The sequence below is a fragment of the Streptomyces sp. KL116D genome (assembly GCF_030766975.1).
Taxonomy (GTDB): domain Bacteria; phylum Actinomycetota; class Actinomycetes; order Streptomycetales; family Streptomycetaceae; genus Streptomyces; species Streptomyces longispororuber_A.
Genome location: NZ_JASERH010000032.1, coordinates 49,960 through 73,163, shown reverse-complemented (window position 1 = coordinate 73,163; position 23,204 = coordinate 49,960). Strand labels below are relative to the sequence as shown.

The window sequence follows — 23,204 nt, the reverse complement described above, 5'->3', positions numbered from 1 at the left end:
CGCTTACGCCTCCTTGAACGGGAAGCCGAGGTGACGAAGGAGGGCGCGGCCCTCGTCGTCGTTGGTCGCCGTGGTGACCACGGTGATGTCCATACCCCGGACGCGGTCAATCTTGTCCTGGTCGATCTCGTGGAACATGACCTGCTCGGTCAGACCGAAGGTGTAGTTGCCACGGCCGTCGAACTGCTTGGGGGACAGACCACGGAAGTCGCGGATGCGCGGAAGCGCGAGCGACAGGGTGCGGTCCAGGAACTCCCACATGCGGTCGCCACGGAGCGTGACGTGGGCACCGATCGGCTGGCCCTCACGCAGCTTGAACTGCGCGATGGACTTGCGGGCCTTGGTGATGGCCGGCTTCTGACCGGTGATCGTCGTCAGGTCACGGACGGCACCGTCCATGAGCTTCGAGTCACGGGCGGCGTCGCCGACACCCATGTTCACGACGATCTTCACGAGACCGGGGGTCTGCATGACGTTCTCGTACGAGAACTCTTCCTGCAGCTTGGCCGCGATCTCCTCGCGGTACTTCGTCTTGAGACGCGGAGTGGTGGTGGTCGTCATCAGATGTCCTCACCCGTCCGCTTGGCAACGCGGATCTTGTTGCCCTCGTCGTCGAAGCGGTAACCGACGCGCGTGACAACCTTGTTGCCGTCCTTCTCCACGACCAGCTGGACGTTGGAGACGTGGACGGGGGCCTCGGTGGTCACGATGCCGCCGGCCTGCGAGCCGCTGGCGGTCGGGCCGGCCTTCGTGTGCTTCTTGACCCGGTTGACACCCTCGACCAGGACGCGCTCCTCGCGCGGGTAAGCGGCAATGACCTTGCCCTGCTTGCCCTTGTCCTTACCGGTGATGACCTGGACCAGGTCGCCCTTCTTGATCTTCATGCTTACAGCACCTCCGGCGCGAGCGAGATGATCTTCATGAACTTCTTCTCGCGCAGCTCACGGCCCACCGGGCCGAAGATACGGGTGCCGCGAGGGTCGCCGTCGTTCTTCAGAATGACGGCGGCGTTCTCGTCGAAGCGGATGTACGAGCCGTCCGGACGGCGGCGCTCCTTGACGGTGCGAACGATGACCGCCTTGACGACGTCACCCTTCTTCACGTTGCCACCGGGGATCGCGTCCTTGACGGTGGCGACGATGACGTCACCGATGCCCGCGTAGCGGCGACCCGAACCACCGAGAACACGGATGGTGAGGATTTCCTTCGCACCCGTGTTGTCGGCGACCCGAAGTCGCGACTCCTGCTGGATCACGTCTATCTCCTGATCGTCTGCCGGTTCCCGGCAGGGGTTCTGGAACGAACCCCTGCCGAGCCTGGCGGAACTGTCCTGCGGAGTTTCCCGCAGGAATTACTTGGCCTGTCGCAGGCGAAGACCCGCGCCCCGGGAACGGGGCGAGGGACAGCGGGGGCGGATGGCCCCCGCTTGATTACTTCGCCTTCTCCAGGATCTCGACGACGCGCCAGCGCTTCGTCGCGGACAGCGGCCGGGTCTCCATGAGGAGGACACGGTCGCCGACGCCCGCGGCGTTCTGCTCGTCGTGCGCCTTGAGCTTGTTCGTACGGCGGATGACCTTGCCGTACAGCGCGTGCTTGACGCGGTCCTCGACAGCGACGACGACGGTCTTGTCCATCTTGTCGCTGACGACAAGACCCTCACGGGTCTTGCGGAAGCCGCGGGCGGCAGTCTCTTCAGTCACAGTCTTCTCGCTCATCAGGCGCTCTCCACCGTCTCGATGCCCAGCTCGCGCTCACGCATGAGGGTGTAGATCCGCGCGATGTCCTTGCGGACGGCCTTGAGCCGGCCGTGGTTCTCGAGCTGACCGGTCGCCGCCTGGAAGCGGAGGTTGAACAGCTCTTCCTTGGCCTCGCGGAGCTTGTTGAGAAGCTCCTCGTTGCCCAGCTCGCGCAGCTCGGACGCCTTGGTCCCGGCCGACATCACGCCTCACCTGCTTCGCGCTTAACGATCTTGCACTTCATCGGCAGCTTGTGGGCCGCACGAGTCAGGGCTTCACGCGCGATCTTCTCGTTGGGGTACGACAGCTCGAACATCACGCGTCCGGGCTTGACGTTGGCGATCCACCACTCCGGCGAACCCTTACCGGAACCCATGCGGGTCTCGGCAGGCTTCTTGGTGAGGGGACGGTCCGGGTAGATGTTGATCCAGACCTTGCCGCCACGCTTGATGTGACGCGTCATGGCGATACGAGCGGCCTCGATCTGACGGTTCGTCACGTACGCCGGGGTGAGGGCCTGAATGCCGTACTCACCGAACGCAACCTGCGTGCCACCCTTGGACATACCGCTGCGCTTCGGGTGGTGCTGCTTGCGGTGCTTGACCCTACGGGGGATCAGCATTTCGGTCAGGCCTCCGTTCCGGTGCTCTCAGCCGGAGCAGCGGCGGGCGCCTCGGCCTTGGGGGCCTCGGCGGCCGGAGCCGACTGCTGCGGCTTGCGACCGCGACCGCCACGCTCGCCACCACGGCCACCACGGGCCGGGCGGTCGTTGCCGCCACGGGCCGGACGGTTGCCGGCGCGGGCTGCGGCGTTCTCGGCGCGAACCTCGGCGATGTTCTTGACGTCGCCCTTGTAGATCCAGACCTTCACGCCGATGCGGCCGAAGGTCGTCTTGGCCTCGAAGAAGCCGTAGTCCACGTTGGCGCGGAGCGTGTGCAGGGGCACGCGGCCCTCGCGGTAGAACTCCGAACGGGACATCTCGGCACCGCCGAGACGACCGCCACACTGGATCTTGATGCCCTTGGCGCCCGCCTTCATCGCCGACTGCATGCTCTTACGCATGGCGCGACGGAAGGAGACGCGGGAGGACAGCTGCTCCGCAACGGCCTGGGCCACGAGCTGAGCGTCGACCTCGGGGTTCTTGACCTCGAGGATGTTCAGCTGGACCTGCTTGCCCGTGAGCTTCTCGAGGTCACCGCGGATGCGGTCGGCCTCGGCGCCACGGCGGCCGATGACGATGCCGGGACGAGCGGTGTGGATGTCCACCCGCACGCGGTCACGGGTGCGCTCGATCTCAACCTTCGAGATGCCGGCGCGCTCCATGCCGGACGTCATCATCCGACGGATGGCGACGTCTTCCTTGACGTAGTCCTTGTACAGCTTGTCGGCGTACCAACGCGACTTGAAGTCGGTCGTGACACCGAGCCGGAACCCGTGCGGGTTTACCTTCTGGCCCATTACCGGGTTCCTTCCTTGCTGCTGACGACCACGGTGATGTGGCTGGTCCGCTTACGGATCCGGTAGGCACGGCCCTGAGCACGCGGACGGAACCGCTTCAGGGTCGGGCCCTCATCCACGTACGCCTCGCTGATGACCAGCGTGGAGGCGTCGGTGTGGTCGTAGTTGTGCGCGGCGTTGGCAATGGCGCTGTCCAGCACCTTGCCGACCGGCACGCTCGCGGCCTGCGGGGCGAAACGCAGGACCGCCTGAGCCTCCGTGGCATCCATGCCACGGATGAGGTCCACCACGCGGCGGGCCTTCATGGGCGTGACGCGGATGTACCGCGCCTGGGCCCTGGCTTCCATGGTTGTCCCTTCGGTGTTAGTCATAGTCGATTCCACCCCGCCTTAGCGGCGCTTCGACTTCCGGTCGTCCTTGACGTGACCCCGGAAGGTGCGCGTCGGCGAGAACTCGCCGAGCTTGTGGCCGACCATCGACTCGGTGACGAACACCGGGATGTGGGTCTTGCCGTTGTGCACCGCGATCGTGTGGCCCAGCATGCTGGGGATGATCATCGAGCGGCGGGACCAGGTCTTGATGACGTTCTTGGTACCGGCTTCGTTCTGAGCGTCCACCTTCTTTACGAGGTGGCCGTCAACGAAGGGTCCCTTCTTGAGACTGCGCGGCATCTAAACCCGCTCCTAGCGCTTCTTGTTCGACTTGCGGCGGCGGACGATGTACTTGTTGCTCGCCTTGTTGCGATCACGAGTACGACCCTCCTTCTTGCCCCACGGCGAGACCGGGTGACGACCACCGGAGGTCTTGCCTTCACCACCACCGTGCGGGTGGTCGACCGGGTTCATCACGACACCACGCACGGTCGGGCGGACGCCCTTCCAGCGCATGCGGCCGGCCTTGCCCCAGTTGATGTTCGACTGCTCGGCGTTGCCGACCTCGCCGACGGTGGCGCGGCAGCGCGCGTCGACCAGGCGGATCTCACCGGAAGGCATACGAAGGTGGGCCATCGTGCCCTCCTTCGCCAGCAGCTGCACGGAGGCACCCGCGGAGCGGGCGAACTTGGCGCCACCACCGGGACGGAGCTCGATCGCGTGGATCGTGGTACCGACCGGGATGTTGCGGAGCGCCAGGTTGTTGCCGGGCTTGATGTCGGCCGCCGGGCCGTTCTCGACCACGGCGCCCTGGGCGAGCCCACGGGGGGCCAGGATGTAGCGCTTCTCGCCGTCCGCGTAGTGCAGGAGCGCGATGCGCGCGGTGCGGTTGGGGTCGTACTCGATGTGAGCGACCTTGGCCGGCACGCCGTCCTTGTCGTGACGACGGAAGTCGATCACGCGGTAGGCGCGCTTGTGTCCGCCACCCTGGTGGCGAACGGTCACGCGACCGGAGTTGTTACGACCGCCCTTGCTGTGCAGGGGGCGGACCAGCGACTTCTCCGGCGTGGACCGCGTGACCTCGACGAAGTCGGCGACGGAGGAGCCACGGCGGCCCGGCGTCGTCGGCTTGTACTTGCGGATTCCCATTTCTCAGTCCTCGTCCGATATTCGGACCAGGGTCTCCGTTAGGAGGCCTGGCCGAAGATGTCGATACGGTCGCCCTCAGCAAGGGTCACGATCGCGCGCTTGGTGTCGGCACGCTTGCCGAACCCGGTGCGCGTGCGCTTGCGCTTGCCCTGACGGTTGATCGTGTTGACGCCGGTGACCTTGACCGAGAAGACCGCCTCGACGGCCTGCTTGATCTGGGTCTTGTTGGCGCCGGGGGCCACGATGAACGTGTACTTGCCCTCGTCGAGGAGCGCGTACGACTTCTCGGAGACGACCGGCTTGACGAGAACGTCGCGCGGGTCCGAGAAGGACTTGCTCAGCGGGGTGGGCTCAACGGCGATCTTGCCCTCGGTCGCGATGCGCTTCGCCTTGGCGACGCGCGCGGCCTTCGCAGCCTTCGCAGCCTTGGACGCGATGCTCTGGTGACGGATAGCCATCAGGCTTCGCTCCCTTCGGTGTCATTGGCCTTCGGGCCGGACACGAAGGACTCGAAAGCGGCCTGGGTGAAGACCACGTCGTCCGAGACGAGAACGTCGTACGTGTTCAGCTGGCCCGGCTCCAGGATGTGGACCTGGGGCAGGTTGCGGGCGGAGAGCCACGCGGCCTCGTCGGCGCGGTCGGCGACCAGGAGCAGGTTCTTGCGCTCCGAGATCTTGCCGAACAGCGTCTTGGCGGCCTTGGTGGAGACCTCGCCCTCGACCACGCCGGAGACGACGTGGATGCGAGCGTTGCGGGCCCGGTCGGTGAGGGCGTGACGCAGCGCGGCAGCCTTCATCTTCTTCGGGGTCCGCTGCGAGTAGTCACGCGGCACGGGACCGTGCACGACGCCACCACCGGCGAACTGCGGCGCGCGGGTCGAACCCTGGCGGGCGCGGCCGGTGCCCTTCTGGCGGTAAGGCTTCTTGCCACCACCACGGACTTCGCCGCGGGTCTTGGTCTTGTGCGTGCCCTGGCGGGCAGCGGCCAGCTGCGCGACGACGACCTGGTGAAGCAGCGGAACGCTGATCTTCTCGACGTCGAAGATCTCCGCGGGGAGCTCGACCGTCCCGGTCTTGTCGCCTGCCGGCGAAAGGATGTCAACAGTGCTCATCGGTTACCTCAGGCCCCCTTGGCCGCAGTGCGGACCAGGACGAGGCCGCCGTTCGGACCAGGAACCGCGCCCTTGATGAGCAGCAGACCCTTCTCCGCGTCAACGGCGTGGACGGTCAGGTTCTGGGTGGTCACACGCTCGTTGCCCATGCGACCGGCCATGCGCATGCCCTTGAAGACACGGCCCGGGGTGGCGCAGCCACCGATGGAACCGGGCTTGCGGTGCACGCGGTGCGCACCGTGGGAAGCCTTGCCGCCATGGAAGTTGTGACGCTTCATGACACCGGCGAAGCCCTTGCCCTTGCTCTTGCCGGTCACGTCGACCTTCACGCCGGCCTCGAAGGTCTCGGCGGTGATCTCCTGGCCGAGGGTGTACTCGCTGGCACCAGCGGTACGGATCTCGACGAGGTGACGACGGGGGGTGACGTCGGCCTTGGCGAAGTGGCCCTTGAGGGGCTTGTTCACCTTGCGCGGGTCGATCTCGCCGAACGCGATCTGGACGGACTCGTAGCCGTCGGTGTCGTTCGTGCGGACCTGGGTCACGACGTTGGGGCCGGCCTTGACGACGGTGACCGGAACAACACGGTTGTTCTCGTCCCACACCTGCGTCATGCCGAGCTTCTCGCCCAGGATGCCCTTGATCTGCTTAGCCATCTCTCAGATCACCGGCCTTCAGAGCTTGATCTCGATGTCGACACCGGCCGGGAGGTCGAGTCGCATCAGGGAGTCAACGGTCTTGGGCGTCGGGTCGAGGATGTCGATCAGGCGCTTGTGCGTGCGCATCTCGAAGTGCTCGCGCGAGTCCTTGTACTTGTGCGGCGACTTGATGACGCAGTACACGTTCTTCTCGGTAGGCAGCGGCACCGGGCCCGCGACCGACGCACCAGTGCGAGTCACCGTCTCGACGATCTTCTTCGCCGAAGAGTCGATGACCTCGTGGTCGTAGGCCTTGAGCCGGATGCGGATCTTCTGTCCCGCCATGGCTACTTAGTAGTCCTGTCTCTCGAAACGCTCTGGCTCCTGGGGGCCCTGTTTCACACTTCCTCCGACCCACGCGGTCGGGCGTGTCGCAGTCTTGCTGACAGAAATATCCGTACGGATTTCCCTGCTAACAGGAACCGCGGCCCTGGGCCACATGGACTGGGGGAAGAAACCCACCAGGCGCCTGGTCTCGCCCCGCGCTGAGCTTCCCGAAAGATTCCCGTACGTCCGCCCCAGCGCTGCCGCAAGCGACAGATAGGGCGACGAGTACTGTGGGACTCGCTTCCGGTCCTCCCGGCGGGAGGCGCGCAGCATCGGCACTCAACCGAGCAACCCCGACAGTCTGCCATACGGGGCACGTCCGGGGCCAATCGAGCCGTAGAGAGTACCCCCTGAGTGACGAAGGTCAAACCAGGGGTGTCCACGCCCCACGACCCCCGTCGCCGCGCATTGGCCTGTACCAGCCCCTTGCTCCTGCTGCTCCCACACCCCAAGCTCCCTTCATGGAGCTGGAGTTGCGGCATCTGAGGACGGTCCGGACGATCGCCGATGCGGGCAGCCTCACCCGGGCGGCGACCGTGCTGGGCCTCGCGCAGCCCGCGCTGAGCGCCCAGCTCAGGCGGATCGAGCGGGCCCTCGGCGGGGAACTGTTCGAACGCGGTCGGCACGGCGTACGAGCCACGGCCCTCGGCGAGCTGGTCCTGGAGCGGGCCAGGATCGTCCTGCCGGCCGTGTCCGGGCTGCAACAGGAGGCGATCCGGTTCGCTGCGGCCCGGCCCGGCCGCGAGCGGCTCCGGCTCGGCGGCACGCACGGCCCGCTGCTCGGCGCCCTGGTGGACCGGCTGGCCGGAGCGCTGCCGGACACCACGGTGACGACCCGCGCCTCCTGGTCCGAGGGCGAGCTGGCCGAGGACCTGGACCAGGGCCGCCTCGACTTCGCCCTGCTCGGCACCTGCGGCTCCGCTCCGCCGCCCGGCCCCGCCCACCTGGAGTGGCGGGAGATCGCCCTCGACCCGGTCTGCGCGATGCTCCCGGACGGCCACCCGCTGGCCGGGGCCGCCGAGCCGGAGCTCACCGCGCTGGCCGACGAGGCGTGGGCCTGTGTGCCCGGCGACGGCTGCTTCGCGGACTGCTTCGGCGCGGCCTGCGCGCGGGCCGGCTTCACCCCGCGCCGGATGTACGAGACGGACACCGCGTCCTGCGTGCACCTGGTGCAGGTGGGGCGGGCGGTGGGGCTGTGCCGGGCCACGTTCCCGCCGACCCCGGGGATCACCGTGCGCCCGCTCGCCGGGGCCCCGCTGCTGTGGCGGCACCTGCTGGGGCTGCACCCCGCGGCCCAGCACCCCGACACCGCCGGGCTCGTCCTCGCCCAGGCCCGTGCCGCGCACGCGGCCACCGCCCGCACGGCCGCCGCCGGAGCTTCCATAACGCCGGCCCCCGGGGTCGGCTGACCTCTTATGCGGCCCGATCCGGCCTCCTACGGTTTCGGCACCTCCCCACCGACAACCGAGGAGACGCCATGCTCCACAGACGCACCAGGGCCGTGTGTGCGGCCCTGACGACGTCCGCCGCGCTGTTCGTCGCGGGGCTCGGCAGTTCCGCGAGCGCCGACTCCGCCCCCTCTCCCGCCCCCACGGCCGCCGAGACCCTCGGCGCCGACCAGGCACCGCCCGCCCTGCTGAGCGCCATGCAACGGGACCTCGGCCTCGACCGTGCGCAGGCGCGGGAGCGGCTGGCCAACGAGGCGGCGGCGGGCGCCACCGCGGGCGCCCTGCGGCTCTCGCTCGGCCGGGACTTCGCGGGGGCCTGGGTGCGCGGCGCCGAATCCGCCGTGCTGACCGTGGCGACGACCGACGCCGCCGACGTGCCGGGCATCGAGGCGGCGGGCGCCCGCGCCGCCGTCGTACGCCACCCGCTGTCCGCGCTCGACGCCGCGAAGGCCCGCCTCGACCGGGCCGCGGACCACCGCGACACCACGGCCACCCCGGTCTGGTACGTCGACGTACCCACCAACTCCCTTGTGGTGGAGGCGAGTCGGCGCGGCGCGGTGCCCGCGCTGCTGAAGTCCGCCGCGGTCGACGAGGGCCTGGTGCGGGTCGTCGCGTCGACGCAGCGGCCCCGGCCGCTGTACGACCTGCGGGGCGGGGACGCGTACTACATCGACAACTCCAGCCGCTGCTCCATCGGCTTCCCGGTGACCCGCGGCACCCAGCAGGGCTTCGCCACGGCCGGGCACTGCGGCCGGGCGGGCAGCAGCACCACCGGGTCCAACCGGGTCGCCCAGGGCACCTTCCAGGGCTCGATCTTCCCGGGCAACGACATGGCGTGGGTGGCCGCCAACTCCTCCTGGACCGCGACCCCGTACGTGAACGGGTCGAGCGCCCAGGTCGCCGGGTCCACGCAGGCGACGGTCGGCTCCTCGGTGTGCCGCTCGGGCTCCACCACCGGCTGGCACTGCGGCACGGTCCAGCAGCTGAACACCAGCGTCACCTACCCCGAGGGCACGATCTCCGGAGTGACCCGCACCTCGGTCTGCGCCGAGCCGGGCGACTCCGGCGGCTCGTTCATCTCCGGCAGCCAGGCCCAGGGCGTCACCTCGGGCGGCTCCGGCAACTGCACCAGCGGCGGCACCACGTACTTCCAGCCGATCAACCCGCTGCTGCAGACCTACGGGCTGACGCTGAGGACCACGGGCGGCGGCGACCCGGGCGAGCCCGGTGAGCCGGGCGGCACCTGGGCGGCCGGCACCGTCTACCAGGCGGGCGCCACCGTGACGTACGGCGGCGGCACGTACCGCTGCCTCCAGGGCCACCAGGCGCAGCCGGGCTGGGAGCCGCCGAACGTGCCCGCGCTGTGGCAGCGGGTGTGACCCCCGCCTGAGGGCAGGGCCCGGAGCGGCTGGTGACGACGGGGAAGCGTGTGTTTGGCTGTGACGGATCTTCCTGCGAGAGCCGTCAGAGGGGAACTGCACGTGAGTCAGCCGGCCGGTCCGGGCCCGCACTTCGTCCCGCGCAAGCCCATCAATCCACGGTTCGAGGAGGACCTGGCGTTCCGCTCCGTGAGCGGGCCCGACCGGTACGCGGGCACGACCGGGCTGCCCGTCCGGTACGTCGCGGTGGCCGACGCGAAGGGCACCGTCACCGGGTACGTCTGGGCGAACGACGAGGACGGCGCGGCCGGCCAGATCGACCGCGGGGACGCCGGGAACCAGGCGGTGAACCTGCGCCCCCGCCTCGACGACGCCAAGGCCCGCGGCCTCGCCCCGGTCGCGGCGCTGCGGGAACTGGTCGCCGCGGCCGGACCGGGCCGTCTGGTGGCCGGGCCGCTCGCCACCGCCCCGCACCTGCGCCTCCTGGACGACCTCGCGGACCGGCCCGCCCCGGAGCGCCGGTGGTCCGCGGCGCGCGGCGCCCTCGTCGGGCTCGCGCTCGGCGACGCCATGGGCCGACCGCTGTCCACCCTGCCCCTGGACCGGATCACGGCCACGTACGGCACCTGGTCGGCGATGGAACTCCCGCTGTACGACGGGGAGTCGGTGCGCGTCTCCGACCAGACGCAGCTCGCCCTCGCCGTCGCCGAGGGGCTCGCCGAGGTCGCCGTCAGGGCGCCCCTGACGGAGGCGGAGGCCCGGCACAGCCTGACCACGCGCGGCGCGCTGCCCGCCCCGCCCTGGATCACCCCCGGGGCCGTCGCCGCCGCCCTGCGCACCCACCTGGTCCGCTGGCTGCGCGCCCCCGACAACGACCGGTCCCCCGGCCGCACCACCGTCGACGCCTGCACCGCGCTGGCCGGGGAGACGCCCTGGCAGGCGGCGTCCGCCCTGACCTCCAAGGGCTGCGCCGGCGTGGTCAGGGCCGCCGTCGTCGGGCTCGCTCCGTACCTGAGCGCCGAACAGCGGGCGGGCGTCGCCCAGTTGCAGTCCGCGCTCACCCACGGCCATCCGACGTCGCTGGCCGCGAGCGACCTCGCCGCGCACGCCGTCCACCTCTTGGCACACGGCTGCCCGCCCGCCGACCTGCTGCCCCGCCTGCGCGCCCACGCGGCCGCGTCCCGCTGGACGTACCGCACGGACTGGCTCGGCGACCTGGCCGTACGGGCGGGCGCGGCGAGCCCCGCCGCCTTCGTCGCAGCGGGCTGGGACGAGTGCCTGACGGCCCTGGACACCGTGGCCACGGCGGTCGCCGCCAAGGACCCGGACCGGGACCCCGGAGCCGCCGTCGGCACCGCCTGGACCGCCGACGAGGTCCTGGCCGCCGCCCTGTACGCCTTCCTGATCACCGACGCCCGCCCCCGCGACACCCTGCGCCGAGCGGCCCACACCTCCGGCGCCTCGGCCGCGACCGCGGCCCTGGCAGGCACCTTCGCAGGCGCCCACCGCGGCACGGCGAACTGGCCGCGGGAGTGGCAGGGGGCCGTGGAGTACCGGGAGCGGCTCGAAGTGCTCGGCACCCGCTGGGACTTCGTGACCAGGGACTGACGTCTCCTTCCGGGTGAACGGAACATGTACGCGCATGGAACCCGTGCCGCTCGGTGACCCTCTAGCCAGGTGAACCACCTGAACAGAGGCGAGCGCCCCACCGACCGCTGCCTCCACAGCGGACGGAGTGAGCGCCACCGTGCGGAAGCGACCTGCGATACCGAGGCCCGAAAAGCCCGTTAAGAGACCAATCTCCCCGGGTCTCTCGCGTCGCGGCATGCTCCTCGGCACGGCCGCCGCGGCGGCCGCCGGCTCCCTCACCGCCTGCTCCCGCCTCACCCCCGCTCCCCCGCCGCACACCACCGCCCCGTCCCCCGCGACGGGCCGCCCGGCCGCCCAGGCCGAGCGCGCCCTGCTGCTCCAGGTCCTCGCCCACCCCGACGACGACCTGTACTTCATGAACCCGGACACCCAGCACACGCTGGCCGCCGGCACCCCGCTCGTCTGCGTCTACGTCACGGCCGGCGAGGCCGACGGGCGGAACAAGACGTCGGCGGACCGCGCCCCCGCCCCCGACAAGGCCGCCTACGCCGCCGCCCGCCACCAGGGCCTGCGCCAGTCGTACGCGACCCAGCTCGGCCTGCCCGTCTTCACCCGCTGGGAGACGAGCGCGATCCGCTTGCGCAGCGGCTTCCAGGCCGAGGTCAGCACCCTCCAGCACCGTGGCCGCCGGATCGAGCTCGTCCACCTGGACCTGGCGATGCACACCCCGGCCGGTCACATGGGCGTCCCCGCGCTGTGGCGCGACCGCGGCCTCCTGCTGCGCACCCTCGTCCCCCAGGGCTCCCCGGTGCGCGCCGTCCAGACGTACGACTACGAGTCGCTGGTCGGCGTCCTCGTCGAGCTCTACGAGCGCTACCGCCCCACCCTCGTCCAGACCCTCGACCCCGACCCGGACATCCAGGCGAGCGACCGGATGACCCAGATCCGCGACAGCGAGCAGCCCGGCTACTCCGACCACGCCGACCACACCGCCGTCGCCTGCTTCAGCTGGGCCGCGCTGATCCGCTGGGCGGAGCGGACGAAGAGCGGCCCCCCGGCCTTCGCCGTCACCGCCTTCCGCGGCTACTACAACCACCACTGGCCCAAGAACCTCCCGCCCCAGGTCCTGGACCAGAAGGCCGCCCACCTGATCCCGTACGGCGCGGCCCCCGACTGGCAGTGCGGCAACCCCGCGGGCTGCGGCGACTACAACGTCGGCGGCGACCGCCCCCTGACCAACCGCAAGGGCTGGGTCCGCGCCACCCACTACCGCTACCCGGGCCCCCGCCTCGCGCTCGCCCCGGCCGCCGACGGCCGCCTCACCGCGTACGGCGTCCTCGGCCTGCGCGCGGTCCGCTACGACGAGAGGCCCACGACGGACGGCGGGTTCGGCGCCCCGGTCGACCTCGGCGGCGGCCCCCTCGCCCCGGTCCTCGGCAGCGCCACGCTCACCGACGGCCGGCACCTGGTGTTCGGCCTGCGCCTCGCGGCGATCGAGGGCCGGGGCGCCCCCGACGTGCGCGAGATCGTGGTCCTGGAACAGCGCGGCCCGCGCCGCTACGGCTCCTGGACCGGCCTCGGCAACCCCGAGGGCACCGACTCCGACCGCGGCCGCCGCGTCGGCGTCCCGGTCGCCGTCACCGCCCCCGACGGCCGCGTCCACCTCTTCGTACGCGACGCGGACCAGGGCGTCAGCACCCGCGTACGGGACGCGGCGGGCACCTGGTCGCCCTGGCGGCGGCTCGGCGGCGGCCCGGTCCAGGACGGACTCACGGCGGTCGTCGGGGACGACGGAGTCGTGCACGTGTACGCCCCCGGCCGCGACACCGTCCACCACTGGACGCCGGACGGGCCCGCGCCGCTCACCGGCCTGCCCACCCCGGCGGACGCGATAGCCGCAGCGGGCAGCCGTCTCTACTTCCGCCCGCCCGCCTCCGACCGCCTGCTCTCCCCCGGCGCCCCGGCCGTCCGCTTCCCCGGCTACGGCCCGGTGACGGCGGCGGGCGCGTACCTGCTCGGCCGCGACACCGACGGGCACGTCCAGCTCCTCCACGACGGCCACATCACCCGCCCGGCCACGCCCCCCGCCACCCTCGACGGCCCGTCCCTGAGCGTGGACCGGCGCGGCCCGACGGCCGCGGGCCTGTCCCCGGACGCCCGCCCCTGGCTGTGGCGCCCGACCCAGGCGAAGGCCTGACCCTACGGCGCCGGCCCTGGGACACTGCGCCCATGAGCCGCCCCACCCTCCCGGACCGGGACGTCGCCGGCCGCGGCCTGCTGCGCCTCGTGCTCGCGGTGCCGTTCGTCCTGCTCACCCTGGTCGCGGCCTGGTTCTGCCGGCTGGCCGTGACGATCCGCCCCGCGGGCGCCTGGGACGACGACGCGTACCGCGGCATCGAGGTGTCCTGCTTCGTCGCCGTGTCCCTGGCGGGCGCGGTCGTCCTCCTGTGGCTGCCGCCCTCGGTACGCCGGTTCATGAGCTGGCCGTGGGCGGTCCCGGCCACGGTCCTCGTGGCGGTCGCCGTGGTGCGCTGGGCGACCGTCCCGCGATAGCCCTGCAGAACCTGCGCGCGCGCATGCAAAAGGGCCCGTACGACGTGATGTCGTACGGGCCCTTTCAGAGCTCGCAGGAGCTACCAGGCATCAAGCCCCGAAGGGACTCAACAGGTAAGCGATGCTTACTTGTTGATCTTGGTGACCTGGCCGGCGCCGACGGTCCGGCCACCCTCACGGATGGCGAACTTGAGGCCCTCCTCCATGGCGACGGGCTGGATGAGCTCAACGGTCATCTCAGTGTTGTCGCCCGGCATGACCATCTCGGTGCCCTCGGGGAGGGTCACGACGCCGGTCACGTCCGTGGTGCGGAAGTAGAACTGCGGGCGGTAGTTGTTGAAGAACGGGGTGTGACGGCCACCCTCGTCCTTCGACAGGATGTACGCCTGCGCCTCGAACTCGGTGTGCGGCGTGACCGAACCCGGCTTGATGATGACCTGGCCGCGCTCGACGTCCTCGCGCTTGATGCCACGAAGCAGCAGACCGACGTTCTCACCGGCCTGGCCCTCGTCGAGGAGCTTCCGGAACATCTCGATACCGGTGACCGTGGTGGTGGTCTTCTCGGTCTTGATGCCGATGATGTCGACGGTCTCGTTGACCTTGAGGATGCCGCGCTCGATACGACCGGTGACGACGGTGCCACGACCGGTGATCGTGAAGACGTCCTCGATCGGCATCAGGAACGGCTTGTCGACGTCACGCTCGGGCTCCGGGATGGCCTCGTCGACGGCCTTCATGAGCTCGAGGACCGAGTTGCCCCACTCCTTGTCGCCCTCGAGGGCCTTCAGAGCGGAGACCTTGACGACCGGAACGTCGTCGCCCGGGAACTCGTACTCGGAGAGCAGCTCACGGACCTCGAGCTCGACGAGCTCCAGGATCTCCTCGTCGTCCACCATGTCGGCCTTGTTCAGGGCGACAACGATGTACGGAACGCCGACCTGGCGGGCCAGGAGCACGTGCTCCTTGGTCTGCGGCATCGGGCCGTCGGTGGCGGCGACCACGAGGATGGCGCCGTCCATCTGCGCGGCACCCGTGATCATGTTCTTGATGTAGTCCGCGTGACCGGGGCAGTCGACGTGGGCGTAGTGACGCGTCTCGGTCTGGTACTCAACGTGCGCGATCGAGATCGTGATACCGCGCTGGCGCTCCTCAGGAGCCTTGTCGATCTGGTCGAAGGCCGAGGCCTCGTTCAGGTCCGGGTACGCGTCGTGCAGCACCTTGGTAATGGCGGCCGTGAGGGTCGTCTTACCGTGGTCAATGTGACCGATGGTGCCGATGTTGACGTGCGGCTTAGTCCGCTCGAACTTCGCCTTCGCCACTGGGGTCCTCCTGTGGAGTGGTTCTGTACGCCTTACTTCATCGGCGCCAGGTGATCTTTGCTGGAAAGCCCGGTGCCCGGGGGCAATCCGCGACTGTTGTCACGGATTGCCCGGTCGGGCTCCGGAGTCAAGCCTAAAGCGTGAACTCGAGTGAGTTACTCGCCCTTGGCCTTCGCGATGATCTCCTCGGCGACGTTCCGCGGAACCTCGGCGTAGGAGTCGAACTGCATCGAGTAGCTCGCGCGACCCGACGTCTTGCTGCGGAGGTCGCCGACGTAGCCGAACATCTCCGAAAGCGGCACGAGGCCCTTCACGACGCGAGCGCCGCTGCGCTCCTCCATGGCCTGGATCTGGCCACGGCGGGAGTTGATGTCGCCGATGACCTCACCCATGTAGTCCTCGGGCGTGGTGACCTCGACGGCCATCATCGGCTCGAGCAGCACGGGCTTGGCCTTGCGCGCGGCCTCCTTGAAGGCCTGCGAACCGGCGATCTTGAACGCGAGCTCGGAGGAGTCGACCTCGTGGTAGGCACCGTCGAGAAGCGTGACGCGGACGCCCGTCATCTCGTAGCCGGCCAGGATGCCGAACTGCATGGCCTCCTGCGCACCCGCGTCCACCGACGGGATGTACTCCCGGGGGATGCGGCCACCGGTGACCTTGTTCACGAACTCGTACGCCGGACCGTCGGACTCGGTGATCGGCTCGATCGCGATCTGCACCTTGGCGAACTGACCGGTACCACCGGTCTGCTTCTTGTGGGTGTAGTCCACGCGCTCGACGGCCTGACGGATCGTCTCGCGGTACGCGACCTGGGGCTTGCCGACGTTCGCCTCGACGCGGAACTCGCGCTTCATGCGGTCGACGAGCACCTCGAGGTGAAGCTCGCCCATACCACCGATGATGGTCTGGCCGGTCTCCTCGTCCGAGTGCACCTGGAAGGAGGGGTCCTCCTCCGAGAGACGCTGGATGGCGACACCCAGCTTCTCCTGGTCACCCTTGGACTTCGGCTCGATGGCGACCTGGATGACCGGCGCCGGGAAGTCCATGGACTCCAGGATCACCGGGCTCTTGTCGTCACAGAGCGTCTCGCCCGTGGTGGTCTGCTTCAGACCCATGACGGCGACGATGTCACCGGCGCCCACCGACTCGATCTCCTCACGCTTGTTCGCGTGCATGCGGTAGATCTTGCCGATGCGCTCCTTCTTGCCCTTGACGGAGTTCAGCACGGCAGTGCCGGACTCCAGGCGGCCCGAGTAGACCCGGACGAAGGTGAGCTTGCCCAGGTGCGGGTCGCTCATGATCTTGAAGGCGAGCGCGGCGAGGGGCTCCTCGTCCGACGGCTTGCGCTTGACGACGACCTCGGGGTCCTTGACGTCGTGGCCCTCGATGGCCTCGACGTCGAGCGGGGTCGGCAGGTAGCGCACGACGGCGTCGAGCAGGGGCTGAACGCCCTTGTTCTTGAACGCGGTGCCGCAGAACACGGGGGTGACGGTGGTGTCGCCGCCCTTGCCGGAGGCGATGGTGATGCGACGCACGGCGGCGTGCAGCTGCTCGACGGTGGGCTCGGTGCCCTCCAGGAACAGCTCCATCATCTCTTCGTCGTTCTCCGCGACGGCCTCGAGCAGCTTGCCGCGGTACTCCTCGGCAGCCTCGGTGTGCGTGGCGGGGATGTCGACGATGTCGTACGCCTCGCCCTTGGCGGCCTCGGCCGACCAGACGAACGCCTTCATCGTGACGAGGTCGACGACACCCTGGAAGTCGGCCTCTGCACCGATGGGCAGCTGCATGACCAGCGGGGTCGCACCGAGGCGGTCGACGATCATGTCGACGCAGCGGTGGAACTCGGCACCGGTACGGTCCAGCTTGTTCACGAAGCAGATGCGCGGCACGCCGTAACGGTCGGCCTGACGCCACACCGTCTCGGACTGCGGCTCAACGCCGGCGACGCCGTCGAACACCGTCACAGCACCATCGAGCACACGCAGGGAGCGCTCCACCTCAACGGTGAAGTCGACGTGCCCGGGGGTGTCGATGATGTTGATCGTGTAGTCGTCGTTCTCGAGCGGCCAGTGACAGGTGGTGGCAGCAGAGGTGATCGTGATGCCACGCTCCTGCTCCTGCTCCATCCAGTCCATCGTGGCGGCGCCGTCGTGGACCTCACCGATCTTGTACGAGACGCCGGTGTAGAACAGGATCCGCTCGGTCGTGGTCGTCTTGCCCGCGTCGATGTGGGCCATGATCCCGATGTTGCGGACCTTGGCCAGGTCAAGTGAAGTGGTAGCCATAAGGCTTCAGTCTTCTCTCGGTCTCGATGTGGGTAGCGACTACCAGCGGTAGTGCGCGAAGGCCTTGTTGGACTCGGCCATCTTGTGCGTGTCCTCGCGCTTCTTCACGGCAGCACCGAGGCCGTTGGAGGCGTCGAGCAGCTCGTTCATCAGACGCTCGGTCATCGTCTTCTCGCGACGGGCGCGGGAGTAACCGACGAGCCAGCGGAGCGCGAGGGTGTTGGCGCGGCCGGGCTTGACCTCGACCGGGACCTGGTAGGTCGCGCCACCGACACGGCGGGACTTGACCTCGAGGGTCGGCTTGATGTTCTCGAGCGCGCGCTTCAGCGTGATGACCGGGTCGTTGCCCGACTTCTCACGCAGGCCCTCCATGGCGCCGTACACGATGCGCTCGGCGGTGGAGCGCTTGCCGTTCAGCAGCACCTTGTTGATGAGGGAGGTCACCAGAGGAGAACCGTAGACCGGGTCGATGATGACCGGGCGCTTCGGGGCGGGGCCCTTACGAGGCATTCTTACTTCTCCTTCTTGGCGCCGTAGCGGCTGCGGGCCTGCTTGCGGTTCTTGACACCCTGGGTGTCGAGCGAACCGCGGATGATCTTGTAACGAACACCAGGCAGGTCCTTCACACGGCCACCACGCACGAGCACGATGGAGTGCTCCTGCAGGTTGTGTCCCTCACCCGGGATGTAGGCCGTGACCTCGATGCCGGAGGTCAGACGCACACGCGCGACCTTACGGAGGGCCGAGTTCGGCTTCTTCGGGGTGGTCGTGAACACACGCGTGCAGACGCCACGGCGCTGGGGCGAACCCTCGAGTGCGGGCGTCTTGTTCTTCTCGACCTTGTCCTGCCGGCCCTTCCGGACCAGCTGCTGGATCGTAGGCACTACTTCTCCGGTTTCTGTGTGCCGATCGTGAAACTAACCTGGAACGTCGCCGACCCACGCGGTCGGGTGTGTCGAATACTGCAGACCCCCGCTCAAAGGCGGGAAGGCGGCAGATTGCGGTGGCCTTGATCAAAACCGTGAACCGGCTCCGATCCGGACTCGCCGTGCGGCTGAAGACACGCACACGAGCCCAGGCACACCCCAGGCACAAGGTCTGAGCGTACCTATCTCATACGCTGCGGTCAAAACAAATACCCCGCAGCCAGGACACGCCGGGCGTGGCGTCACTGCCTGCTACTAGCCGCCACTCTGGGCCGCGGCCACGATCGCGATCAGCAGCACCAGTGCCCAGCCGGCCACGGACAGCCACCCGAGCACGAGCCCGCCCACGGCCATCCCGTCGCCCTGCTCCCCCGTACGCCTGATCTCGGCCCGCGCCATGTGTCCCAGGATCACGGCCGGGATCCCGGTGGCCCCCGCCGTGAAGAACGTCGCCACCCCGCACGACAGCGACCCGATCGCCTTGCCGTTGGTGGGCGGCGGCGGCACCGGAGCCGGCAGGAACGTCCGCGGCACGGGCGCCTGCGGGAACGACTGCTGGGGTACGGGCCCCTGCGGCAGGTCGGCGACCAACTGGGACAGCTCCCCCACCGTGCGCGCCTGATAGGCCCGCTCGACCCGCTTCTCGTACTCCCCCTGCGGCAACCGCCCCTCGGCGAACCCGGCCCGCAACACGTCGACCGCGCGCTCCCGGTCGGCGTGCGCGGCGAGCATCGACGGCTGGTGGCCCTGCTGAGGCGGCCAAGGAGCGGGCTGCCACGACGAATTCGACACGAGACCAACTCCCCCGGACCGGACTTTCGGTGCCCTCCATCATGCGCCAACGCGCCGCAGGGCGGCCACCCCGGAATTCCTCGGGGTGACCGCCCTGCGGTTCAAGCAACCTGCTCGCTTACTGGTTGTACGGACCGTAGTCGTAGTCCTCCAGCGGAACGGCCTGGCCGGAGCCGGTGCCGAACGGCGAGTAGTCGATGTCGTCGTAGCCGACGGCCGAGTACATCGCGGCCTTGGCCTCCTCGGTGGGCTCCACCCGGATGTTGCGGTAGCGGGACAGACCCGTACCGGCCGGGATGAGCTTACCGATGATGACGTTCTCCTTGAGGCCGATGAGGCTGTCGGACTTGGCGTTGATCGCCGCATCCGTCAGGACTCGGGTCGTCTCCTGGAAGGAGGCGGCCGACAGCCAGGACTCCGTCGCCAGCGAGGCCTTGGTGATACCCATCAGCTGCGGACGGCCGGAGGCGGGGTGACCGCCCTCGGTGACCACACGACGGTTCTCGGTCTCGAACTTCGAGCGCTCGACGAGCTCGCCCGGCAGCAGCTCCGCGTCGCCGGACTCGATGATCGTCACGCGGCGCAGCATCTGCCGGATGATGATCTCGATGTGCTTGTCGTGGATCGACACGCCCTGCGAGTTGTAGACCTTCTGGACCTCGCCGACCAGGTGGACCTGGACCGCACGCTGACCCAGGATGCGCAGCACGTCGTGCGGGTTGGTGGCACCCACGGTCAGCTTCTGGCCGACCTCGACGTGGTCGCCCTCGCCCACGAGCAGACGGGCACGCTTCGAGATCGGGAACGCCGTCTCGTCGCTGCCGTCGTCCGGGGTGACGACGATCTTCTTGGTCTTCTCGGTCTCCTCGATGCGGATACGACCCGCAGCCTCGGAGATCGGGGCGACACCCTTCGGCGTACGAGCCTCGAAGAGCTCGACGACACGGGGCAGACCCTGGGTGATGTCGTCACCGGCCACACCACCGGTGTGGAAGGTACGCATCGTCAGCTGGGTACCGGGCTCACCGATGGACTGGGCGGCGATGATGCCGACCGCCTCACCGATGTCGACCAGCTTGCCGGTCGCCAGCGAGCGGCCGTAGCAGAAGGCACAGGTGCCGACCGCGGACTCGCAGGTGAGGACCGAGCGGGTCTTGACGACCTCGACGCCGTTGGCGACCAGGGCGTCGATGAGGACGTCACCCAGGTCGACGTTGGCCGGCGCGATGACCTTGCCGTCGACGACGATGTCCTCGGCGAGCATGCGGGCGTACACGCTGGTCTCGACGTCGTCCGCCTTGCGCAGGACGCCGTCGGCGCCACGCTCGGCGATCGTGAGCTTGAGGCCACGGTCGGTGCCGCAGTCCTCCTCGCGAATGATGACGTCCTGGGAGACGTCGACCAGACGACGGGTGAGGTAACCCGAGTCGGCGGTACGCAGAGCGGTGTCCGCCAGACCCTTACGAGCACCGTGCGTCGAGATGAAGTACTCCAGCACCGACAGGCCCTCACGGAAGGAGGCCTTGATCGGACGCGGGATCGTCTCGTTCTTGGCGTTCGACACCAGACCACGCATACCGGCGATCTGACGCATCTGCATCATGTTTCCTCGGGCACCCGAGTCAACCATCATGAAGATGGGGTTGGTCTTCGGGAAGTTCGCGTTCATCGCCTCGGCAACCTCGTTGGTCGCCTTGGTCCAGATCGCGATGAGCTCCTGAGTGCGCTCTTCCTTCGTGATGAGACCGCGCTCGTACTGCTTCTGGACCTTCTCGTCCTGCGCCTCGTACCCGGCGACGATCTCCTTCTTCGCCTCGGGAACGACGACGTCGGAGATGGCCACGGTGACACCGGAACGGGTCGCCCAGAAGAAGCCGGCCGCCTTCAGGTTGTCGAGCGTCGCCGCCACGATGACCTTGGGGTAGCGCTCGGCCAGGTCGTTGACGATCTCGGAGAGCTGCTTCTTGCCCACCGAGTAGTCGACGAACGGGTAGTCCTCGGGCAGCAGCTCGTTGAAGAGCGCGCGGCCCAGCGTCGTGCGCAGCCGGAAGCTGTCGCCCGACTGGTACTCCGGCTCGCCCTCCTCGACGGCCGGCGGCGTCCAGCCACGCGGCGGGATGGTGCCCACCGGGAAGCGGATGTCGACCTGCGACTGCAGCGCCAGCTCGCCGGCGTCGAACGCCATGATCGCCTCGGCCGTGGAGCCGAACGAACGGCCCTCGCCCTTGGTGTCACGGAGCTCGCCGTCGGTGGTGAGGAAGAACAGACCCAGGACCATGTCCTGCGTCGGCATCGTCACCGGACGGCCGTCGGCGGGCTTGAGGATGTTGTTCGAGGACAGCATCAGGATGCGGGCCTCGGCCTGCGCCTCCGCGGAGAGCGGCAGGTGCACGGCCATCGGTCGCCGTCGAAGTCCGCGTTGAACGCAGCGGTGCAGGCGAGCGGGTGGATCTGGATGGCCTTGCACGCTCGACCAGCTGCGAGCTCGAGAAGGCCTGGATGCCGAGGCGGTGCAGGAGTGGGAGCACGGTTCAGCAGAACCGGGTGCTCGGCAGATGACCTCTTCGAGGACGCCGTACACGACCGATGCGGCCGCGCTCCACCATGCGCTTGGCGCTCTTGATGTTCTGCGCGTGGTTCAGGTCGACGCCAGGCGCTTCATCACGGCGCCCAGCGAGAAGAGCTCCAGCGCCATGGCCTTCGGCAGACCGCACTGGTGCAGCTTCAGCTGCGGGCCGACGGCGATGACGGAACGCGCCGAGTAGTCGACTCGCTTGCCGAGCAGGTTCTACGACGGAATCGACCCTGGACGCGCCCTAGAGCATGTCGGACGGCGACTTCGAGAGCGGACGGTTGCCGGGGCCCGTGACCGGGCGACCACGGCGGCCGCGTGTCGAAGAGCGCGTCGACGGCCTCCTGGAGCATGCGCTTCTCGTTGTTCACGATAGATCTCGGGCTTGCACCGAGGTCGAGAAGAGCGCACCAGGCGGTTGTCGCGGTTGATCACGCGGCGGTACAGGTGCGTTCAGGTCGGAGGTCGCGAAGCGGCCACCGTCCAGCTGCACGCGTCGGACGCAGGTCGGCGGATGACTTTCGGCACGGCAGTCGAGCACCATGCCCTTGGGCTGTTGCTGGTCTGCAGGAACGCGGAGACGACCTTGAGGCTGCCAGAGCGCACGGGTCTTCTTCTGGCCCTTGCCGGTACGGATGATCTCGCGGAGGCGCTCGGCCTCCTCCTCGAGGTCGAAGGTCTCCAGGCGCTTCTGCAGCGCTGCGGCACCATCGACCCGTCGAAGTACGTGCCGAAGCGGTCACGCAGCTCGCGGTAGAGCAGCTCGTCGCCCTCAGGTCCTGGACCTTGAGGTTCTTGAAGCGGTTCCACACCTCGTCGAGACGGTCGATCTCGCGCTGGGCGCGGTCGCGCAGCTGCTTCATCTCGCGCTCGGCACCCTCGCGCACCTTGCGGCGCACGTCGGCCTTGGCACCCTCGGCCTCGAGCTCGGCCAGGTCGGTCTCGAGCTTCTTGGCGCGGGCCTCAGGTCGGAGTCACGGCGGTTCTCGACCTGCTGACGCTCCACCTGGACGTGCGCCTCGAGGAGGGCAGGTCGCGGGTACGACGCTCCTCGTCGACGAACGCTGATCATGTCGCGCCGCGAAGTAGATGACCTTCTCGAGGTCCTTCGGGGCGAGGTCGAGCAGGCTGGCGAGGCGCGACAGGGACGCCCTTGAAGTACCAGATGTGCGTGACGGGAGCGGCGAGCTCGATGTGGCCCATCCGCTCACGGCGCACCTTGGCGCGCGTGACCTCGACGCCACAGCGCTCGCAGATGATGCCCGCTGAAGCGGACACGCTTGTACTTGCCGCAGTAGCACTCCCAGTCCCGGGTAGGACCGAAGATCTTCTCGCAGAAGAGTCCGTCCTTCTCGAGGCTTGAGGTGCGGTAGTTGATGGTCTCGGCTTCTTGACCTCGCCGTGGCTCCACTGACGGATGTCGTCAGCGGTGGCCAGACCGATCCGGAGCTCATCGAAGAAGTTGACGTCGAGCACTATGCGTCAATCCCTCT

Annotated in this window: 28 protein-coding genes; 6 read left to right on the top strand and 22 right to left on the bottom strand. The window is 68.9% G+C overall.

The window, feature by feature from the left end; all coding sequences use genetic code 11:
- Positions 1 to 3: 3 nt before the first annotated feature.
- From rplE to rpsJ, 14 genes are all read right to left on the bottom strand, one after another.
- Positions 4 to 561, bottom strand: coding sequence for a 50S ribosomal protein L5 (gene rplE / locus RBJ77_RS12225; protein ID WP_255974902.1), 558 nt, complete (start codon positions 559 to 561; stop codon positions 4 to 6).
- Positions 561 to 884: a 50S ribosomal protein L24 gene (gene rplX, locus RBJ77_RS12220; RefSeq protein ID WP_030685463.1), complete on the bottom strand. Its 324-nt coding sequence runs from the start codon at positions 882 to 884 to the stop codon at positions 561 to 563. Before rplX ends, rplE begins: the two co-directional genes overlap by 1 nt.
- 2 nt (positions 885 to 886) lie before the next feature.
- Positions 887 to 1,255 (bottom strand): 50S ribosomal protein L14, encoded by a 369-nt coding sequence (gene rplN / locus RBJ77_RS12215; RefSeq protein WP_003974257.1) that lies wholly within the window; start codon positions 1,253 to 1,255, stop codon positions 887 to 889.
- Positions 1,256 to 1,430: 175 nt separating this feature from the next.
- Positions 1,431 to 1,715, bottom strand: a complete 285-nt coding sequence (gene rpsQ, locus RBJ77_RS12210; protein WP_111663851.1) for a 30S ribosomal protein S17 — start codon at positions 1,713 to 1,715, stop codon at positions 1,431 to 1,433.
- Complete coding sequence (rpmC, locus tag RBJ77_RS12205) at positions 1,715 to 1,939, bottom strand: 50S ribosomal protein L29 (protein ID WP_010036720.1); 225 nt, start codon at positions 1,937 to 1,939, stop codon at positions 1,715 to 1,717. Before rpmC ends, rpsQ begins: the two co-directional genes overlap by 1 nt.
- Positions 1,939 to 2,358, bottom strand: coding sequence for a 50S ribosomal protein L16 (gene rplP, locus RBJ77_RS12200; RefSeq protein ID WP_055553500.1), 420 nt, complete (start codon positions 2,356 to 2,358; stop codon positions 1,939 to 1,941). Before rplP ends, rpmC begins: the two co-directional genes overlap by 1 nt.
- Before the next feature lie 5 nt (positions 2,359 to 2,363).
- On the bottom strand, positions 2,364 to 3,194 hold the full coding sequence (gene rpsC / locus RBJ77_RS12195) for a 30S ribosomal protein S3 (RefSeq protein ID WP_255974901.1): 831 nt from the start codon (positions 3,192 to 3,194) through the stop codon (positions 2,364 to 2,366).
- Entirely contained in the window at positions 3,194 to 3,541 is a 348-nt protein-coding gene (gene rplV, locus RBJ77_RS12190; protein WP_009997296.1) for a 50S ribosomal protein L22, read from the bottom strand. The genes rpsC and rplV overlap by 1 nt, the downstream gene beginning before the upstream one ends.
- Positions 3,542 to 3,583: 42 nt before the next feature.
- A complete protein-coding gene (gene rpsS, locus RBJ77_RS12185) occupies positions 3,584 to 3,865 on the bottom strand; it encodes a 30S ribosomal protein S19 (RefSeq protein WP_030788278.1) in 282 nt (93 codons plus the stop codon).
- 12 nt (positions 3,866 to 3,877) lie between these two features.
- The gene (gene rplB / locus RBJ77_RS12180; protein WP_255974900.1) at positions 3,878 to 4,714 is read right to left on the bottom strand and encodes a 50S ribosomal protein L2; all 837 of its coding nucleotides are present in this window, start codon (positions 4,712 to 4,714) and stop codon (positions 3,878 to 3,880) included.
- Positions 4,715 to 4,752: 38 nt separating this feature from the next.
- Positions 4,753 to 5,172 (bottom strand): 50S ribosomal protein L23, encoded by a 420-nt coding sequence (gene rplW / locus RBJ77_RS12175; RefSeq protein WP_055564827.1) that lies wholly within the window; start codon positions 5,170 to 5,172, stop codon positions 4,753 to 4,755.
- Positions 5,172 to 5,825 carry a 50S ribosomal protein L4 gene (gene rplD / locus RBJ77_RS12170; RefSeq protein ID WP_372345013.1) on the bottom strand — a complete coding sequence of 218 codons (654 nt, stop codon included), beginning with the start codon at positions 5,823 to 5,825 and terminating at the stop codon, positions 5,172 to 5,174. The genes rplW and rplD overlap by 1 nt, the downstream gene beginning before the upstream one ends.
- A gap of 8 nt (positions 5,826 to 5,833) precedes the next feature.
- The gene (gene rplC / locus RBJ77_RS12165; protein WP_372345012.1) at positions 5,834 to 6,478 is read right to left on the bottom strand and encodes a 50S ribosomal protein L3; all 645 of its coding nucleotides are present in this window, start codon (positions 6,476 to 6,478) and stop codon (positions 5,834 to 5,836) included.
- A gap of 18 nt (positions 6,479 to 6,496) precedes the next feature.
- On the bottom strand, positions 6,497 to 6,805 hold the full coding sequence (rpsJ, locus tag RBJ77_RS12160) for a 30S ribosomal protein S10 (RefSeq protein ID WP_003948644.1): 309 nt from the start codon (positions 6,803 to 6,805) through the stop codon (positions 6,497 to 6,499).
- A gap of 503 nt (positions 6,806 to 7,308) precedes the next feature.
- On the opposite strand from rpsJ, the gene RBJ77_RS12155 reads away from it, so the two are divergent.
- The 5 genes from RBJ77_RS12155 (at position 7,309) to RBJ77_RS12135 (ending at position 13,817) form a co-directional block, all read left to right on the top strand.
- A complete protein-coding gene (locus tag RBJ77_RS12155) occupies positions 7,309 to 8,256 on the top strand; it encodes a LysR substrate-binding domain-containing protein (protein ID WP_372345011.1) in 948 nt (315 codons plus the stop codon).
- Between the two features lie 68 nt (positions 8,257 to 8,324).
- Complete coding sequence (locus RBJ77_RS12150; RefSeq protein WP_372345010.1) at positions 8,325 to 9,674, top strand: carbohydrate-binding protein; 1,350 nt, start codon at positions 8,325 to 8,327, stop codon at positions 9,672 to 9,674.
- Positions 9,675 to 9,776: 102 nt separating this feature from the next.
- On the top strand, positions 9,777 to 11,282 hold the full coding sequence (locus RBJ77_RS12145; protein ID WP_372345009.1) for an ADP-ribosylglycohydrolase family protein: 1,506 nt from the start codon (positions 9,777 to 9,779) through the stop codon (positions 11,280 to 11,282).
- A gap of 217 nt (positions 11,283 to 11,499) precedes the next feature.
- A complete protein-coding gene (locus tag RBJ77_RS12140) occupies positions 11,500 to 13,461 on the top strand; it encodes a PIG-L family deacetylase (RefSeq protein WP_372345008.1) in 1,962 nt (653 codons plus the stop codon).
- A 32-nt stretch (positions 13,462 to 13,493) separates the two neighbouring features.
- Positions 13,494 to 13,817, top strand: coding sequence for a hypothetical protein (locus tag RBJ77_RS12135; RefSeq protein WP_372345007.1), 324 nt, complete (start codon positions 13,494 to 13,496; stop codon positions 13,815 to 13,817).
- Between the two features lie 125 nt (positions 13,818 to 13,942).
- Here RBJ77_RS12135 and tuf read toward each other — a convergent pair whose 3' ends face one another.
- From tuf to RBJ77_RS12100, 7 genes are all read right to left on the bottom strand, one after another.
- Positions 13,943 to 15,136, bottom strand: coding sequence for an elongation factor Tu (tuf, locus tag RBJ77_RS12130; RefSeq protein WP_372345006.1), 1,194 nt, complete (start codon positions 15,134 to 15,136; stop codon positions 13,943 to 13,945).
- Between the two features lie 155 nt (positions 15,137 to 15,291).
- Positions 15,292 to 17,421, bottom strand: a complete 2,130-nt coding sequence (gene fusA / locus RBJ77_RS12125; protein ID WP_255976266.1) for an elongation factor G — start codon at positions 17,419 to 17,421, stop codon at positions 15,292 to 15,294.
- A 39-nt stretch (positions 17,422 to 17,460) separates the two neighbouring features.
- Positions 17,461 to 17,931 (bottom strand): 30S ribosomal protein S7, encoded by a 471-nt coding sequence (gene rpsG, locus RBJ77_RS12120; protein WP_111663838.1) that lies wholly within the window; start codon positions 17,929 to 17,931, stop codon positions 17,461 to 17,463.
- Between the two features lie 2 nt (positions 17,932 to 17,933).
- On the bottom strand, positions 17,934 to 18,305 hold the full coding sequence (gene rpsL / locus RBJ77_RS12115; protein ID WP_003948652.1) for a 30S ribosomal protein S12: 372 nt from the start codon (positions 18,303 to 18,305) through the stop codon (positions 17,934 to 17,936).
- Between the two features lie 297 nt (positions 18,306 to 18,602).
- Positions 18,603 to 19,079 (bottom strand): DUF1707 and DUF4190 domain-containing protein, encoded by a 477-nt coding sequence (locus tag RBJ77_RS12110; protein WP_255976272.1) that lies wholly within the window; start codon positions 19,077 to 19,079, stop codon positions 18,603 to 18,605.
- A gap of 178 nt (positions 19,080 to 19,257) precedes the next feature.
- Entirely contained in the window at positions 19,258 to 21,537 is a 2,280-nt protein-coding gene (locus RBJ77_RS12105; RefSeq protein WP_372345005.1) for a hypothetical protein, read from the bottom strand.
- Between the two features lie 240 nt (positions 21,538 to 21,777).
- A complete protein-coding gene (locus RBJ77_RS12100; RefSeq protein WP_372345109.1) occupies positions 21,778 to 21,924 on the bottom strand; it encodes a hypothetical protein in 147 nt (48 codons plus the stop codon).
- Positions 21,925 to 22,225: 301 nt separating this feature from the next.
- Here RBJ77_RS12100 and RBJ77_RS12095 point away from each other — a divergent pair, with 301 nt between their 5' ends.
- Positions 22,226 to 22,468, top strand: a complete 243-nt coding sequence (locus tag RBJ77_RS12095; protein WP_372345004.1) for a hypothetical protein — start codon at positions 22,226 to 22,228, stop codon at positions 22,466 to 22,468.
- 311 nt (positions 22,469 to 22,779) lie between these two features.
- Here RBJ77_RS12095 and RBJ77_RS12090 read toward each other — a convergent pair whose 3' ends face one another.
- Positions 22,780 to 23,187, bottom strand: coding sequence for a hypothetical protein (locus RBJ77_RS12090; RefSeq protein WP_372345003.1), 408 nt, complete (start codon positions 23,185 to 23,187; stop codon positions 22,780 to 22,782).
- Positions 23,188 to 23,204: the final 17 nt, after the last annotated feature.

Bases quoted from the DNA above. Each gene is read 5' to 3' on its own strand.
- rplE (WP_255974902.1), bottom strand. From the start codon at position 561: ATGACGACCACCACCACTCCGCGTCTCAAGACGAAGTACCGCGAGGAG.
- rplX (WP_030685463.1), bottom strand. From the start codon at position 884: ATGAAGATCAAGAAGGGCGACCTGGTCCAGGTCATCACCGGTAAGGAC.
- rpsQ (WP_111663851.1), bottom strand. From the start codon at position 1,715: ATGAGCGAGAAGACTGTGACTGAAGAGACTGCCGCCCGCGGCTTCCGC.
- rpmC (WP_010036720.1), bottom strand. From the start codon at position 1,939: ATGTCGGCCGGGACCAAGGCGTCCGAGCTGCGCGAGCTGGGCAACGAG.
- rplP (WP_055553500.1), bottom strand. From the start codon at position 2,358: ATGCTGATCCCCCGTAGGGTCAAGCACCGCAAGCAGCACCACCCGAAG.
- rpsC (WP_255974901.1), bottom strand. From the start codon at position 3,194: ATGGGCCAGAAGGTAAACCCGCACGGGTTCCGGCTCGGTGTCACGACC.
- rplV (WP_009997296.1), bottom strand. From the start codon at position 3,541: ATGGAAGCCAGGGCCCAGGCGCGGTACATCCGCGTCACGCCCATGAAG.
- rpsS (WP_030788278.1), bottom strand. From the start codon at position 3,865: ATGCCGCGCAGTCTCAAGAAGGGACCCTTCGTTGACGGCCACCTCGTA.
- rplB (WP_255974900.1), bottom strand. From the start codon at position 4,714: ATGGGAATCCGCAAGTACAAGCCGACGACGCCGGGCCGCCGTGGCTCC.
- rplW (WP_055564827.1), bottom strand. From the start codon at position 5,172: ATGGCTATCCGTCACCAGAGCATCGCGTCCAAGGCTGCGAAGGCTGCG.
- rplD (WP_372345013.1), bottom strand. From the start codon at position 5,825: ATGAGCACTGTTGACATCCTTTCGCCGGCAGGCGACAAGACCGGGACG.
- rplC (WP_372345012.1), bottom strand. From the start codon at position 6,478: ATGGCTAAGCAGATCAAGGGCATCCTGGGCGAGAAGCTCGGCATGACG.
- rpsJ (WP_003948644.1), bottom strand. From the start codon at position 6,805: ATGGCGGGACAGAAGATCCGCATCCGGCTCAAGGCCTACGACCACGAG.
- RBJ77_RS12155 (WP_372345011.1), top strand. From the start codon at position 7,309: ATGGAGCTGGAGTTGCGGCATCTGAGGACGGTCCGGACGATCGCCGAT.
- RBJ77_RS12150 (WP_372345010.1), top strand. From the start codon at position 8,325: ATGCTCCACAGACGCACCAGGGCCGTGTGTGCGGCCCTGACGACGTCC.
- RBJ77_RS12140 (WP_372345008.1), top strand. From the start codon at position 11,500: ATGCTCCTCGGCACGGCCGCCGCGGCGGCCGCCGGCTCCCTCACCGCC.
- RBJ77_RS12135 (WP_372345007.1), top strand. From the start codon at position 13,494: ATGAGCCGCCCCACCCTCCCGGACCGGGACGTCGCCGGCCGCGGCCTG.
- fusA (WP_255976266.1), bottom strand. From the start codon at position 17,421: ATGGCTACCACTTCACTTGACCTGGCCAAGGTCCGCAACATCGGGATC.
- rpsG (WP_111663838.1), bottom strand. From the start codon at position 17,931: ATGCCTCGTAAGGGCCCCGCCCCGAAGCGCCCGGTCATCATCGACCCG.
- RBJ77_RS12110 (WP_255976272.1), bottom strand. From the start codon at position 19,079: ATGCTCGCCGCGCACGCCGACCGGGAGCGCGCGGTCGACGTGTTGCGG.
- RBJ77_RS12105 (WP_372345005.1), bottom strand. From the start codon at position 21,537: ATGGCCGTGCACCTGCCGCTCTCCGCGGAGGCGCAGGCCGAGGCCCGC.
- RBJ77_RS12095 (WP_372345004.1), top strand. From the start codon at position 22,226: ATGACTTTCGGCACGGCAGTCGAGCACCATGCCCTTGGGCTGTTGCTG.